Source organism: Neobacillus rhizophilus (assembly GCF_018343535.1).
In the GTDB taxonomy this organism is placed as follows: domain Bacteria; phylum Bacillota; class Bacilli; order Bacillales; family Cytobacillaceae; genus Neobacillus; species Neobacillus rhizophilus.
On the sequence record NZ_JAGYPF010000004.1, the window covers coordinates 623,352 to 639,061 of the forward strand.

The 15,710-nt window shown below is 37.8% G+C and carries 14 protein-coding genes; 12 read left to right on the top strand and 2 right to left on the bottom strand.

All coding sequences use genetic code 11. The features are described 5' to 3' along the window. Positions 1 to 242: 242 nt before the first annotated feature. Positions 243 to 674, bottom strand: a complete 432-nt coding sequence (locus KHA99_RS30955) for a PaaI family thioesterase (protein ID WP_213119473.1) — start codon at positions 672 to 674, stop codon at positions 243 to 245. A 201-nt stretch (positions 675 to 875) separates the two neighbouring features. On the opposite strand from KHA99_RS30955, the gene KHA99_RS21245 reads away from it, so the two are divergent. From KHA99_RS21245 to KHA99_RS21285, 9 genes are all read left to right on the top strand, one after another. After that, positions 876 to 1,280: an ATP-binding domain-containing protein gene (locus KHA99_RS21245; RefSeq protein WP_213119474.1), complete on the top strand. Its 405-nt coding sequence runs from the start codon at positions 876 to 878 to the stop codon at positions 1,278 to 1,280. 1,548 nt (positions 1,281 to 2,828) lie between these two features. Continuing rightward, entirely contained in the window at positions 2,829 to 4,049 is a 1,221-nt protein-coding gene (locus tag KHA99_RS21250) for an ABC transporter substrate-binding protein (protein WP_213119475.1), read from the top strand. Positions 4,050 to 4,151: 102 nt separating this feature from the next. Beyond that, positions 4,152 to 5,039, top strand: a complete 888-nt coding sequence (locus KHA99_RS21255; protein WP_213119476.1) for a branched-chain amino acid ABC transporter permease — start codon at positions 4,152 to 4,154, stop codon at positions 5,037 to 5,039. After that, positions 4,993 to 6,801: a branched-chain amino acid ABC transporter ATP-binding protein/permease gene (locus KHA99_RS21260; protein WP_213119477.1), complete on the top strand. Its 1,809-nt coding sequence runs from the start codon at positions 4,993 to 4,995 to the stop codon at positions 6,799 to 6,801. Before KHA99_RS21255 ends, KHA99_RS21260 begins: the two co-directional genes overlap by 47 nt. Before the next feature lie 3 nt (positions 6,802 to 6,804). Next, positions 6,805 to 7,512, top strand: coding sequence for an ABC transporter ATP-binding protein (locus KHA99_RS21265; RefSeq protein ID WP_213119478.1), 708 nt, complete (start codon positions 6,805 to 6,807; stop codon positions 7,510 to 7,512). 80 nt (positions 7,513 to 7,592) lie between these two features. Continuing rightward, positions 7,593 to 8,453 carry an AraC family transcriptional regulator gene (locus KHA99_RS21270; protein WP_213119479.1) on the top strand — a complete coding sequence of 287 codons (861 nt, stop codon included), beginning with the start codon at positions 7,593 to 7,595 and terminating at the stop codon, positions 8,451 to 8,453. Between the two features lie 41 nt (positions 8,454 to 8,494). Further along, positions 8,495 to 9,727: a CaiB/BaiF CoA transferase family protein gene (locus KHA99_RS21275; protein ID WP_213119480.1), complete on the top strand. Its 1,233-nt coding sequence runs from the start codon at positions 8,495 to 8,497 to the stop codon at positions 9,725 to 9,727. A 52-nt stretch (positions 9,728 to 9,779) separates the two neighbouring features. Then, on the top strand, positions 9,780 to 10,505 hold the full coding sequence (locus KHA99_RS21280) for a beta-ketoacyl-ACP reductase (RefSeq protein ID WP_213119481.1): 726 nt from the start codon (positions 9,780 to 9,782) through the stop codon (positions 10,503 to 10,505). Positions 10,506 to 10,789: 284 nt separating this feature from the next. Next, a complete protein-coding gene (locus KHA99_RS21285; protein WP_307852124.1) occupies positions 10,790 to 10,987 on the top strand; it encodes an SDR family oxidoreductase in 198 nt (65 codons plus the stop codon). A gap of 173 nt (positions 10,988 to 11,160) precedes the next feature. Here KHA99_RS21285 and KHA99_RS21290 read toward each other — a convergent pair whose 3' ends face one another. Next, positions 11,161 to 11,853: a response regulator transcription factor gene (locus KHA99_RS21290; protein ID WP_213119482.1), complete on the bottom strand. Its 693-nt coding sequence runs from the start codon at positions 11,851 to 11,853 to the stop codon at positions 11,161 to 11,163. A 151-nt stretch (positions 11,854 to 12,004) separates the two neighbouring features. Between KHA99_RS21290 and KHA99_RS21295 the strand changes: the two genes are divergently transcribed. From KHA99_RS21295 to KHA99_RS21305, 3 genes are all read left to right on the top strand, one after another. Further along, positions 12,005 to 13,630 (top strand): flavin-containing monooxygenase, encoded by a 1,626-nt coding sequence (locus KHA99_RS21295; RefSeq protein ID WP_213119483.1) that lies wholly within the window; start codon positions 12,005 to 12,007, stop codon positions 13,628 to 13,630. 109 nt (positions 13,631 to 13,739) lie between these two features. Continuing rightward, on the top strand, positions 13,740 to 14,474 hold the full coding sequence (locus tag KHA99_RS21300; RefSeq protein WP_213119484.1) for an SDR family NAD(P)-dependent oxidoreductase: 735 nt from the start codon (positions 13,740 to 13,742) through the stop codon (positions 14,472 to 14,474). Positions 14,475 to 14,573: 99 nt separating this feature from the next. Further along, a complete protein-coding gene (locus tag KHA99_RS21305; RefSeq protein WP_213119485.1) occupies positions 14,574 to 15,536 on the top strand; it encodes an alpha/beta hydrolase in 963 nt (320 codons plus the stop codon). Positions 15,537 to 15,710 lie beyond the last annotated feature (174 nt).

The window sequence follows — 15,710 nt, forward strand, 5'->3', positions numbered from 1 at the left end:
TCCTTTATTTTTAAGGAAATAAGGGTATTTCCCAATTTAAACGGAATTTTTCCGTTTATTTTTCAAACACAGTAAAATCAACATTCAGTATAACAGAGCCTAACAAAAAGGAATTAATCGTGATAGGCACCACCCAATTATTGGATGGTGCCTAAGATAAAAATAAATGGTAGATTTAAGTAGTTATGTAGAGGAAGTAATAATAAAATAAAGTAGAGAACCATCCCCCTGTTTACCCTCGGTTACTTGTCGTATCGATAAAATGTGCCCGAGGTCGTGCACAATAACTCGCCTTCTTCATTGCGGACGTCCGCTTCCATGAATGAAATTTTATAGCCATCCTTTTTATAACGAGACGTTGCAATCAATTTTCCGGATTTCGTTGCTTTAAAAAAAGAGGTCTTCAATTCTAGCGATACATAAGGTACGTCCTTCAGCCGAAAGTTTAAATGACCCATCGCTGTGTCAGCGAGAAAGGTAAAGATGCCGCCGTGCACGATCCCAGCCGGGTTATACATAATGTCAGTAACCGGACACGTAATGGTACATGTTTTCGCCTCATCATCATAATTAAACTCAAACTGCAGCATATTGAACATAAATATACTTTCCGGTTTGATGGCGCTTGTATCATAAGCCTGCTCCATATGTGCCATAAATTCTTGCTTGTTCACCGATAATCACCCCATGTTAAAATTTCTCCCTTTATATCATATCATATTTTTCGGAATTCTTAGACTACATAACTGAATTAAGCTAAATCAGGTAATTCGTTTGTGATTGTAATAGTAACTATATTTTCTAGTTCACACGTTAAAGCCTCCATACTCTCAAATTCCAGGAGAAATAGCTACCGCTCAACGAAGGAATTATTGATGTTAAAGATAAAGGCAACTATTAGGGAGTGGAGGAAAAAATATAAACGGATTGCCATCATTCATAAAGATGAGAAAAAAGCTAAAAAGTTAGTAGACTATCTAACAACTGAAATCGGAAAAGGTGTCGTTTATATTAATCCTGAAGAAGATGTGAAGCCTGGCTTTGTGTCGGTATTGGCTTCTTATAATAGTAAGGGAATGGAATTCGATGGTGTTATTTTAGTGAATGTCAATGAAGAGTCGTTCCCGAAAGATGACCTGCATGCTCGCCTATTATATGTGCTGCTGACAAGGGCCCAACAGGAAGTGAAAGGATTTTATCAAGATAAGCCTTCGGAGTTGCTTGATGGTTATGTGAAACAGCTTGTAAAAGCGACATCTAAATTTGATGATATACTATAAAGAAGACTAAGGCGCCTATGATGGGTGTCTTTTCTTTTTATATTAGTGTTTACATTTGGAGATTTTATATAGTTTTATACGAACGGTAATAGACAGGAATGAAACATTAATTGCTATTCCATAACTTGGAAGAAGAGAGGATGTGAAGGTTTATTCTAGTAATAAACTTAAAGAGCTATACCATTATTCGGTGGAAAATGGGTTTACTGATATTTGGACTCCGAAGAAACTAATTTTATAAGGAAAAAGATAGGACATTTAATGAATGTCACCAAAAGAATTACTCTTTGAAGCTTGGATTGATGGCTTTGAGGAAAGTTTCGTAAATAGTGCTTGATATGTAAATCCATGCAAAAATACCTTCCGATGCACTCTAATTGGAGAGTTTTGTTTTATTTAGGTAGATATATGCTCCAAGCTAAATTTGAAAAGTAGTTCTGTTTTTAGTATGGCATAAAACCAATACTATGTTATCAATTTGAACGTAAGGGGGAGTAACTCCGGTAAAGGTTAAATGGGTGAGTAATCTAAGGTCCATAAATTCATAAAACTCAGTTTTATATAGTGGTATTCTGAGGGCCTTAATAGAGGCCCTTATTGTTATTGCTGAATATTTTCTTAGAAAAAATTCTAATAAAATAAACATTATTTTTGTAAAATATCTGGGCTTCATTTCGATAGAATTTGAGCCGAGGAGTGGTGGGATCTTCCAATTTGAAATTAGAAATAAGAAACGTCGAGCTAACGTGGGCTATAAAACTTTAGAGTATATTTACACAGGTGAAATGATACTTTTTCGTAGTTACTAGTAACTTTCAATTTTAATAATCCTAAGCCAATTGCTAAAAAGTTGACATATTATATATCCAATAAATTGAGTGATATAAGTAAATTTATAATAATTAACCAATTGTGAATTTTATAAATTTTAAGATAAATAATTGACTGTAGGTAATTAATATGCTAATTTATGGTTAAATATCATAAGGATATTTACAAACCTGGAAAACAATTCAAATTATAGTTCGGATAATATAAGTAAATCAATTTATAAAAGTTGTTATATATTATTCGAATACAAAAAGGAGGTGTTGATTTTAATGTAAGGGGTTACATATTTCGGGCTTGGTATCAACGAAGCATTAGACAAAAATTTTGATCGATGGGAATTTATCACATGCTTTTATCAAAAATGCTTTATAACTTTAAAAAGCTTTCTCTTAATTTACCTAAAGAATCTTTTTTAATACCAAGTAGATTTCTGAATGATATTGGATAAAGGATACACTTAAGAGTGGTTAATTGAAAAACATTAATTTTTCATTATTGTTGGCACTCTTAAATTTACATTTTATAAACCTATCATTTCTTTTCGAAATTCCCGAAAACGAAAAATAATGATAGTATGAAAAACTTATTCTTTTTTTCTAAGTACAATTTAACAGTTAAGATATCGGTTTTAATGTAAGGAATAAAATGATCTGAGGGCAACAAGGGAAATTAATATGTTATTCAGCCGGATAAGAATACTAATAATGGGGGAGAAAGATGAGAAGAAAAAGCGCTGTTTCTATGAGTTCGATCATTCTGAGTTTGTCATTACTTTTTACTGGTTGTAGCAGTACAAATGATGATACAGCTAAAGAGGCCAGTGGTAAACCGAAAGAGATTGTAATCGGAAATATAGGAGCCATGACTGGTTCTAGTGCTACACTTGGGGTGGCGCAATCTCAGGGGGTCGATTTGGCGGTTAAGGAGATTAATGCAAATGGTGGTATCTTGGGTGCCAAAGTGAAAGTAGTTAAACGTGATGATGGAGCCGACCCAACTAAGTCGAAAACTTTTGTGGAGGAGTTGGTGGACAAAGAAAAGGTGGATTTTATGGTTGGTCCTACCAACTCTACACCTGCCGCTGCTTCAATGGCATTTCTTCAGCAAAACAAAATTATTTCCATACTTCCGATAGCAACAAGCACCCAACTGATTAATCCAAATAATCCGTATGCATTTAGACTTCTGCCGTCAAATGCTATACAGGCAAAGGCTATTGTGAAAATTGCCGTTGAAGAAAAAGCTAAAAAAATTGCACTGGTTGCTGATACTTCAGCACTTGGCACGGATGGTATGTCCGTTATGGAAGAAGCCATGAAAAGTCAGGGTGTAACCCCTGCAGTCAAAGTTACCTATAAAGCAGATGATGCAGACATGACACCTGTTGCTCAGAAGATCAAGGATGCTAAAGCAGACGTTGCATTATTCTGGACCTTGGGTGCTGATGGTGCAAAAATTGTTAGGGCCCTTGAACGGATTGACTACATTAATGATTTAGATATTATTGGCTATACAGGTTTAAACATGCCGAATTTCACTGAACTGGCCGGTCCTGGTGCTAATAAAGTGAAAACTGTTACTGCTGGTAGCTGGGCATTAGACACTGGCAAAGAAGAGTTAGCTCCAAAATATTGGAAGATGTACCAAAAGGTCGTTTCTGAATATGGCGAAAAAGACAAACGAGATACTAGTGCAGGCATGATTGCTCAAGCATACGATGCAGTGTATTTGCTGAAATGGGCCATCGAAAAAGCCGGTACAACTGATAGTGATAAAGTGAAAAAGGTTTTGGAAACGGATATAAAAGATTTTGATTCTGTATATGTAAATAAATATGCATTTACAAAAGAATCTCACGAAGGATTTCCTGTTGCGGAATTGTTAAAGGTCAAAATAGGTGACATGGCTTACGGTGAAATCTTTAAAAAAGCGGATTAGTTCTTAACATAAGTGTCGTGCACCTAGTGGTGCCGGCACTTATCAAGTAATTTGGGGAAATTTTTTATAAAACTATTAATCAAATTTGAAAGGAGACTATTGATGCAAGAAATAATAACTGCCCTTTCCAATGGAAGCATTTACGCATTAATGGCGCTTGCTATTGGCATAATTTATTCTACCACACAGATTATAAATTTTGCTCACGGTTCTGTCATTATGATAGGTGCCATGACAAGTTACTGGTTACTAAGTATTTTTCATATGAATTATATTACGGCTATTATTCTGGCTGTCATTATTAACATAGTCCTAAGTATAGTGATTTATAAAGTATCTGTAGAAAAATTAGGAGATCTAACCCAGAATTCAGGATGGATTGTCACTCTCTTTGGTGCAGGAATCATTCTAGACAATACGGCCCGAATGTTGTTCGGTACAGAGCCAAAGGCGTATCCATTCCTTTTTGATGGAAAAGTTATTCCGATTTTTGGTACGAAGATTATGGTACATGAGATTATGATGATTCTTGTTGCAGTATTAATAGGTGCTCTTTATCAGATTGTGATGCAAAAGACTAACTTCGGCCGTGCTGTTAGAGCAGTTTCCTTTCGTCCAGATACCGCTCGGATTATGGGCATTAGGAGTAATCGCATTGTGTTGATGTGTTTTGCAATTTCAGGTGCTGTAGCAGCAATAAGTGGTGCTCTTATTGCCCCGATAACCTTCGCAAGTTATACAATGACCTACTCAGTAGGTATTAAAGCCTTTGCAGCGGCATTGATTGGCGGGCTAGGAAACACCAGGGGTGCATTCGTTGGAGGGCTTTTACTAGGGCTGATAGAGGAAATTGCAAATATGATTGTTCCAGGCGGATTCGTAGATTCTATCAGTTTTTTAATTATGATAATAGTTATTATAGTTTTACCGGGGGGGATATTAAGTGCCAAACTCTTTAATAAAGGCGAACTCAATGCAGAAAAAATATAGTCGTATTTTTAAAATGGTTTGTGCCGCCGCATTACTGATTAGTTTTGTTCTCCCTCTATTTGCTGGTGACTATTATATGCGGCTTATATCATTAATCTTTATATATATTATTCTTGCAGTAGGGTATAACATTTCAGCGGGTTTTAGCGGAATTACCTCATTCGCTTTTGCCGCTCATTACGGTGTAGGTGCATATGTTTCCGCAGTAGCGATTACCCGCTATAATATGCCGTTCCTTGTAGGATTACTTGCAGGTGCATTAGCATCAGGTTTAGTGGGTTTGGTAGTTTCCCTTCCAGCTTCTAAAGTCAAGCACCATTACTTGGCCCTTATTAGTATAGGACTATTAGAAATAGTGCAGCAAATACTGAATGAATGGCAATGGTTTACTGGCGGGTCCGGGGGAATGTACATACCTTCCTGGGACATTTTTAGCATTAGTTTAAATAACTTTCAGAAATATTATGTGATTTTCATTATTATGTTGTTCTGTGTAGTTTTACAGAGGAATCTGATGAAAAGCCGGTGGGGCAGAGACTTAATAGCAATCAAAAATAATGAAATTGCAGCTGCGGGGGTAGGTATTAATTATAGCAAGTATAGGATAGCTGGTTATTTTCTAAGTTCTATACTTGCTGGTCTGGCGGGCAGTGTATATGCCAGCTTTAGCGGTTATTTGAGCCCCGATACCTTCAATTTTGAATTTACAGTATTCATACTGTTGATGGCGGTTGTTGGAGGTGAGGGTACTCTTAGTGGTCCAATCATCGGGGCGGTTTTTGTCACATTTATACCTATGCTATTTAATGCGGCTCCTGACTTAAAGCAAATTGTATTCGGTGCGCTCCTCGTCATCTTGCCGCAGGTAATGCCTGCTGGTATTGCAGGAACTATTAAGAAGTATTTTAAGGAAATCGACAATAACAATTATATAGTGGAAAAAACAGAGGGCAATGAGTTTGACATTGAACGTAATGTTATTAAGAATAATTCGGAAATCGAAGACATTCTGGTTGTTAAGGGACTTACAAAGAGATTTGGGGGAGTAACAGCTGTAGACGGTTTAGATATGACCATTAAAAGAGGAACTGTTCACTCACTAATAGGTCCCAACGGTGCTGGTAAGAGTACTACAGTAAATATGATTACCGGGATAGACAAACCCTCAGAAGGCTCCATCACTTTCAATGGGAAGGAAATTACCGGTGACAAATTTTTTAATCTAACGAAGAAGGGTCTCTCACGGACGTATCAGCATGTTAGGCTCTTTAACAATCTATCAGTAGTTGAAAATGTTGCAATCGGGGGACGTTTGTTTTATAGCTATTCGATAATCGACTCTATTTTCCGGACTCGAAAAATGAAGAAGGAAGAACGGAAATCATTTCATGAGGCGATGGAATATTTAAAGATAATCAATCTTAACGACAAAGCAAATTACGATCCGGAAAGCCTTTCTGCAGGTCAGCAAAAGTTATTGGAACTTGCTCGAGCCCTTTATATGAAGCCAGATCTTTTAGTATTAGATGAACCATGCGCTGGCCTTTCCGAAACGGAAACGATGGAATTTGCAAAGATCATTCATAAAATCCGTAATGCCGGTATTTCGATTTTGATGATTGAGCATCATATGGATCTTGTGATGGAAATTTCCGATTACATTACAGTAATCGATTACGGTAAAAAAATTGCTGAGGGCGACCCTGCCAGCGTAAATACTAATCCTGTTGTAAAAACAGCATATCTGGGCGAGGGGGCATAATCTATGTTACAAGTAGAGAACTTAACGATTGGTTATGGAAAGACTGAAGTAGTACACAATATATCTTTTCATGTGAAAAGAGGAGAGATTATAACAATTTTGGGTGCAAACGGTGCAGGAAAAAGTACGATCCTCAACACCATTGTTGGTCTGCATCAAGCAAAACAAGGGAGCATTCGTTTTCAGGATAAGGAAATTTCCAAAAATCGGCCTGATCAACTGGTTCGGAGAGGGATTCGGTTAGTGCCGGAGGGGAGGCAGATATTCCCTCAACATTCTGTTCTGGAAAATATTCTTTTAGGAGCGTACATTGAAAAGAATGCTAAGAAAGTCCAGACACGATTGCAATCTATTTTTGAAAGTTTTCCACGGCTCGAGGAGAGAAAAAATCAGATGGGAGGAACTCTTTCCGGAGGCGAGCAGCAAATGCTGGCTATTGCACGAGCCTTAATGACGGACCCCTCATTGTTAATTCTTGATGAGCCTTCACTTGGGCTTGCTCCAATCATTGTAGGAGAAGTCTTTGACCTTTTAAAGCAAATTAGTTCTTCAGGCGTCACAGTTCTATTAGTAGAGCAGATGGCAAATAGTGCATTAAAAATTTCCGATCGCGCCTACGTCCTAGAAACCGGCCGGATTGTTCTTGAGGGCAGGGGAGAGGAAATTAGGACTAACTCAGATATTGCCAAAGCATATCTGGGAAATGTTTAAATGAGCATTTACAATATAAACCTGAATTAATATAATGAACACGAAAAAATAATAATTTTACCACAAAGGTGATTACGTAAATGACTCTTAATATGTTAAACATACTTTGGCTTGCGAAAAGTGAATATCCAGCAGGCAGCAGTCTTACTCCTCATAAACATGATTATTATCAGATTTACTATGTTATTAGTGGAGAAGGAGATTTTATTGTAGGGAATGAATCCGTGAAAATGGGTCGGGGGAAGTATCTTTTTACAAGACCAAATGATATCCATGGCATTTCCAGCACACGAGATGTAGATGGAAATCCGTTACGAATGTTGGAAGTAAAGTATGTTGTGTTTGATAACGAGCTTGAAGAAAGTCTAAATCAGATACCTATTGTGTGCCAGGGAACAGATAATATTGAAGAAATGCTGGCATTGGTCTTTAAAGAAGGAATTGATACACTTCCTTGGTATTTAGAAATAGCAACGCATACATTTATTGCTGTGCTATACTACATGATTAGATTTCAGAAAATTGAGTTATCAACAAATCCCAAAAAGTCTAAAGTGGTAGATCAAATTAAAGAGAATATTCAAAAAAATTATAAAAATGAAATTTCTTTGGACCATTTAGCAAAGTTTGTTGGTCATAGCAAAAATTATATTTGTAAAACATTTAAAGAAAATACTGGTATGACCATCAATCTATATCTCAATAAAGTGCGAATTGATAAAGCTGGGGAGTTACTGCTTAACACCGATTATGATGTAGCAGAGATTGGTAGAGAGGTAGGATACAATAATATTTTTCATTTCATCAAGACGTTTAAGAAAATTGTCGGTACATCACCAGGGAACTTCCGAAAAAATGAACTCACTGGCAACGCACTCGTGAGTTCTAAAGTAAAGGCGATTGCAACCATTCCAACTCAACAAACAAGGCATGATATATAGCGATTCTTAAAGATATTTTTTAAAAAAATGAGGTGAAATTTATGAGTGTACTATCTGGAGTAAGAGTTTTGGATTTAACCCATTATATTGCTGGACCTTATTGCAGCCAAATGCTTGCTGATTATGGTGCTGATGTCATAAAGATTGAACGACTGGAAGGGGAGGTTGGAAGAACATCATCCCCGATGCATGATGATGTCAGTTTGTATTTTGCCTCAGAGAATAGGAATAAAAGAGGGATTTCATTAGATTTGAAAAGTTCGAAGGGTAAAGAGATTCTTCTCCGCTTAGTAGAAACGTCAGATGTTTTAGTTACCAATTATGGTTCCAATGTACCCGAAAAATTAGGTTTTAGCTATGAAACTATTTCCGCTATTAATCCGAAAATTAGCATGGTACATATTACTGGATTCGGATCAACCGGCCCTTATCGGGATTACGGAGCATATGATGGTGTCATTCAGTCAATGAGTGGGTTAGCAGAATTAACTGGACATCCAGATGGGCCGCCAACCTATGTTGGAACTTTTATTGCCGATCATATTGCTGGTTTGCAAGCAACTTTAGGGACAATGTTTGCCTTGTTTCATAAAGAAAAAACTGGACAAGGCCGCTTCGTGGATATTAGTATGCTTGATGGTTTGGTTTCTTTATTAGGGTTTAGCGTCGCTGAAGCCAAGTTACATGGCATCAATAAACAAAGGTGGGGAATGAGTGATCGTTTTCAATATTCGAAAGCGTTCCCTACAAATGATGGGTATGTATTTTTGGGAGCCTATATTAATGCACCGGAGAAAAAGTGGATAGAATTAGCTGAACTAATAGGCAAAAGTGAATGGGGTCAAATTGATTCGCCATTCTTGAGGGAAGAAGAAAGATTTAAAAACAGAAAAATAGTGGATAATACGATTGCGGATTGGACGATTAAACATACGAAAGAGGAAGCTTTTCAACTTTTACAACAAGCGGGTATTGCCAGCAGTCCAGTCAATAATTTAGAGGAAGTCATCAATAATCCTCAAATCCAACATAGAGAAATGATTCGGACTCTAACGATGGGAGATGTTGAAGTTCCGGTTCCCGGCGCTGCTATTAAGATTTCAGGAAAACCCGTACAAGAGTTTACCGTTCCTCCAGCTCTAGGTGAACATTCAGAGGAAATTTTAGGTCAGTTGGGTTTTTCCGAGAAAGAAATAAAGGATTTTATCGCAAACAATATAATTGGATTTGAAACGAATAATCATAGTCTTAGGGAACTGGATTTAAAATTATAATATTAATTAGTAGGATATGCGGAATGTTTTGGGAGAATGAGAGGGGGAAATTATGAAACTTGAAGGAAAAGTTGCCATTATAACTGGTGGCGCTGGCGGCCTTGGAAAAGAAACTAGTTTGTTATTTGCTAGGGAAGGTGCACACGTTGTTGTGGCTGACTATAATAAAAGTTTAGCGGAAGAAACAGCAAAAGAGATTAACGGTATTGGATTGGGTGTAGATGTTTCAATACGTGATCAAGTGAATAGGATGGTCAATGAGGTTATTGAACAATTTGGAAAAATTGATATCTTAATAAATAATGCTGGTATTACAATGGACTCTACTCTTGTAAAAATGACTCAGGAGCAATGGGATCAGGTTATATCCATTAATCAAACTGGTGTCTTTCATTGTACACAGGCAGTTGTTCCCCATATGATTAAAGAGGGATATGGTAGAATTATCAATACTAGTAGTATAGTAGGGAGAATGGGTAATTTTGGTCAAACGAATTACGCTGCAACGAAAGCGGCTGTTATTGCGATGACTCAAACTTGGGCAAAAGAGCTTGGCCGGAAAGGAATTAATGTGAATGCTGTTGCTCCAGGCTTTATCATGACCGCAATGACAGAAAAAATGCCCGAAAAAATTCTAAATGGAATGAGAGAGAAAGTACCACTTCAACGGCTAGGTACACCAAGAGATATCGCCAATACTTATTTATTCTTGGCCAGCGATGATTCCAGCTATATCAATGGAGCTGTCATCCCAGTAGACGGAGGTCTTTCTATATAATAAGCACCATAAGTGATAAAAAGTGGTTGAAGGGCTGCTCTTAAGGGGCAGTTTTTTATTTTCAATTTATTATTGGTCTATTATTAGGATTCCTCACAAATCGAAGCCACACCTTTATGTCACCAAAAGAATTACTCATGCATAATCATTTTTAAAAATAATAAAGAGTAGAAAGAATGACCAAAAAATAAAATTTTGGGTCAAGAATGAAGTGCCCAGGCTATCAAGTATAACCTATGTAATTAGTTATACTGGCAATCTTTTTGTATATTTTATATTCGGGTTTGGCAGAATTAGTCGCAATAAACAAATTAGTAAATCGAATTGGTAATCCAAATGATATTGCAAACTTAGCTTTATTCTTAGCAAGTGAGGAATCTGATTTCATTACTGGACAAGTAATAAATGCAGATGGTGGTATTCTTGCTCAAAACGCCGCGGTACCACAAGTAAAAATAAAAAATTTATCTTGGGAATTTTAAAAATAGTTAAATATAAAAAAGTAATATTCAACAAGAAGGCAGATAGATAAAAAAATAAAGAAATATCTAAAAGGATTGAATTCTGTACTGCACAGGACTCAATCCTTTTTCTACAGATTTACTAAACTGATACGTCTTTTAGAATGAAATGATTACGCTCCCATTATAAAATTTTATAAAATCCCTTTCCTAAATAATTCTCCAACCGCGTGTGATCGATTTTTTGCTTCAAGCTTTTTAATCGCTGTTTTTACATATTGATTAATGGTTAATTCACTAATTGCCATACTTTCAGACATTTCCTTCGTGCTTTCTCCTAATGAAATTCTCCTCATTACTTCCAATTCTCGCCGGCTTAAGAATTGTATTCGTTTATCATAATTCCTACCAATAATCTCTTTTCCCACTTCTTTTCCATAAAAGGTAAAAGTTAATAGCAGTTGATCATCGATCTTTGCGTTCTCTTCAAACTCTGTACTACAAATATAACCAAAAACAACCGAATTAAAGAAAATCGGAACGACTACAAAGGAATTGAGGTTAGAAGGTATAGGATATTTAATACTCATTTGTTTAAGGTATTCAAGCCCAGTACAATATTTTGCTTTTCTTTCATTAATCGCAGAAAAAATAATGGGAAAAGAACGAATGTCTTCACGAATTTCTCCTATATGAATACCTCCCGATGGATTAAGAGAAATCATTCCTTCGGCAAGATAACCTAAAGGAGAATATCTTAACAAAAAAGAATCTTGGACAGGGAAGAGTTCCATGTAAATCTCCAAAATTTTAAAAAACTTTTCCTCATGGTTTAAGATAGGCTCCAGACTTTGAAGTGATTGCTGAATGGTAGTGAATGAGACCATAAAACATCCCCTTTTTTTGGGGATATTATACTCTAAAAGTGCGGAATATTCAATTATTTCAAAAGGTAGTATTCTTTAAATAGGCGGTGGATTCTTCCATTCCAATAAATAAGATGCTTTACATTTAGACTTAAAACTGGGGAGGTAAAAAATGAACACAAATCAAGTAAATAATTTGGATGTCGTCGTGCTGGGAGCCGGTTTTTCTGGATTATACATGCTCCATCGTCTACGAGAGGCCGGCTTTTCAACCAGAGTCTATGAAGCAGGGGATGGTGTGGGCGGTGTTTGGTATTGGAACCGCTACCCAGGTGCACGTTGTGATATCGAAAGCATTTATTATAACTATTCTTTCTCAGAAGAGCTTTATCAAGAATGGAATTGGACTTCTAGATACCCTGATCAGCCAGAAATCCTTAGTTACCTAAATTATGTAGCCGATAAATTTGACCTGCGTCGGGACATTCAGTTTAAGACTCGAATTATTGCAGCCCATTACGATGAGAAAAAGAATCTTTGGAATGTAAAATTAAATGATGGAACAAGTGTGTCAGCAAAGTATTTCATTTCTGGTGCAGGGTGCCTATCTTCCGCTAATCTCCCTAATTTTAAGGGATTGGAAAGTTTTAAGGGTAAGTGGTATCATACCGGCAAATGGCCCCAAGAAAAAGTCGATTTCAAAGGAAAGCGGGTTGGGGTAATTGGCACTGGTTCAAGTGGTGTTCAGGCCATTCCCGTCATTGCAAAAGAAGCTGGTCACCTAACTGTTTTTCAGAGAACCCCCCAATATACAATTCCAGCTAGAAACCACCTTTATGACCCAGCGTTTATCAAACAAACGAAAGAAAACTTTGCTGAAATTAAAAGACTTATGCGCGAAACCGATACGGGTAATGGCCTTCAAATTAGAAATATCTCAGCATTATCTGATTCGCCTGCAAAACGAAGAGAGATTTTTGAGAAGGTTTGGGAAGAAGGAGGTTTTGGTCTAACGTCTTCTTATAATGATTTTTTAATTAATGAGGAAGCAAATCATACCGTCAGTGATTTTATCCGTTCAAAAATAAAAGAAATTGTTCATAATCCGGAAACTGCTGCAAAGCTGCTGCCAGACTATTATTTTGGGACAAAGCGCCCAATCTTGGATAGTGGTTATTATGAGACCTATAACCGAGAAAATGTCACTTTAGTCGATGTCAAGGAAGCGCCAATAATAGAGATTACCCCAAACGGCCTTCGGACAATAGATGGCGAGTATGAACTGGACATCATTGTTTTTGCAACTGGTTATGATGGGATGACAGGTCCATTGTTTAAAATGGACATACGTGGAAAAAGCGGGATGTCGTTAAAGGAAAAATGGGAAGAGGGCTCTATGGTAAGGACATACCTAGGGCTTGCAACGTCCGATTTTCCAAACTTTTTTATGATTACTGGGCCTGAGAGTCCGTCCGTTCTTGTCAATATGCCTTCAGCGATTGAACAGCATGTGGAATGGATTATCGACTGTCTTGAATACCTCCGCGAGAAAGGTGTTGATGCAATTGAACCTACTATAGAGGCAGAAGAAGCATGGAGTAAGCATTGCCGGGAGGTAGCGGAGGCGACTCTTTATGTGAAAACCGAATCCTGGTACACTGGAGCGAATATTGCTGGGAAGCCTCGAAGTTTCCTTATTTATTTGGGGGGATTTGTTCATTACACACAAAAATGCAATGAAGTCGCTGCTTCGGGATACAATGGGTTTACATTGTCCACAATCAAAGCTTTGCGTTAATGGTTTCTACATCGGTAGTTTGCTATTTTTCATGACCAATACCTAAATTGGGCCAAATCATATTTGTAGCAAGTTCCGATCTAGGAACAAAGAGAAAGGGAGTGATGGCATGCCTTTAAAAAATAGTGTAGCAGTTATTACAGGGGCCGGAAGCGGTATTGGCCGATCTGTCAGTTTAAAACTATCAGAGAAGGGAATGCTGGTCGTCCTCGTTGATTATGACAAAAAAGGGGGAGAAGAAACGCTTCACCTTGTAAAGGAAAACGGGGGAGAAGGAATTCTTATACAAGCAGATGTATCGAAGGGATCCGATGTTGAGAGGTATGTTAGCAAAACAATAGAAGAGTTTGGGAGAATTGATGTGTTTTTTAACAATGCTGGTGTTCTTGGCATTCCGTCACTTTTGGCCGATTATAGTGAAGAGACTTTCGACCGCATCATTGCGGTAAATTTAAAAGGATCTTTTCTTGGGCTTAAATACGTGTTAAAAGTAATGGAAGAGCAGCAATCGGGAGTCATTATTAATACGGCCTCAACAGCCGGTGTTCAAAGTACGCCATTTTTAGGCGGCTACTCTGCGAGCAAACATGGTGTCGTAGGTCTCACGAAAACCGCCGCTGCTGAATACGGACCAAAAGGAATCCGGATCAATGCGATTTGCCCGGGTGGTGTTGTAACGAATATGACGAAGGACATGGATATGTCTGACCCAGTCCAGAACGGTCCACTTGGAAGACCTGCTTCTCCTGATGAAATTGCCAATGTTGTCTGCTTTCTCGTATCAGATGAAGCTAGTTACATGAATGGTTCCATTGTAACTATTGATGGAGGTTTAACCGCATAAACTTTCTTCAAAGGAAAAGTGATTTTTTAAAATTGTAAACGCATACAATTAAACAAACCTGCCTAATAGGTGAAATAAAAAAACAGAGGTGAATGATAGATGAAAAATAGGATTGATCCTGAACTACGAGAAATACTGGAATTGTTTCCGCCACTTGACTTAGAAAATGTTGAAGCAACTAGACAAGCATTGGCTGCCCTCTCACAAACTATTGAATTACCAGTGGATGAGGCTGTTAATATTTATGATAGGATGGTACCGGGCCCAAATGATCATCCTTCTGTTCGGGTGCGCATTTATGAACCAAGAGAGAAACGCGAAACTTTGCCTGGTATGTTATGGATTCACGGGGGAGGTTATGTTCTTGGAGTTCCGGAAGGTGATGATAGTCTGTGTCAACGCTTTGTTAAAGAGGCAAATTGCGTCGTTGTTTCCGTTGATTATCGGCTAGCCCCAGAACATCCTTATCCGGCAGGATTGGAGGATTGCTATTCAGCGCTTAAATGGTTTTCAGAACATGCTGAGGAGTTAGGGGTTGACCCATCCCGAATCGGTGCAGCGGGTGCCAGTGCAGGGGGTGGACTAACTGCCGCCCTTTCTTTACTGGCAAGAGACCGAAAAGGGCCGGCGTTATGTTTCCAGATGCCATTGTACCCCATGATCGACGACCGAAATAATTCTCCATCAAGTCTGGAAATAACCGGAAATATGGTTTGGAATCATGATTTGAATCAAAAAGGCTGGACGATGTACTTAAATGGTGCTAACGGATCCGACGATGTTCCTGCATACGCTGCACCTTCCCGGGCAACAGATTTATCCGGACTTCCTTATACTTACACCTGTGTAGGCCAATTAGATCCTTTTCGAGATGAAACACTTGATTATGTGACACGACTTTGCCGTGCCGGTGTAGATGTTGAATTTCATTTATACCCAGGATGTTTCCATGGGTTTGAGGGGGTTGTGCCAACCGCAAGCATTAGCAGGCGGGCACTCGATGAATATATCGGTGCCGCTAAACATGTGCTGCATCGTGAAGTTCTCCTGCAAAAAAAGTAATGAAGTATAGTAGGATAAAAATAGAAAAGAACCTCATTTTTAACTCGGGCTAATTAGAGGTATAATATCAAAAACGTGCAGTACTCTTAACTATTTAAGGTCTGCACGTTTTTTGTTAAGAATGATATGTTCACTTATTTTTATACCCTTTAGAGTTATACAAAGAATTCCGAT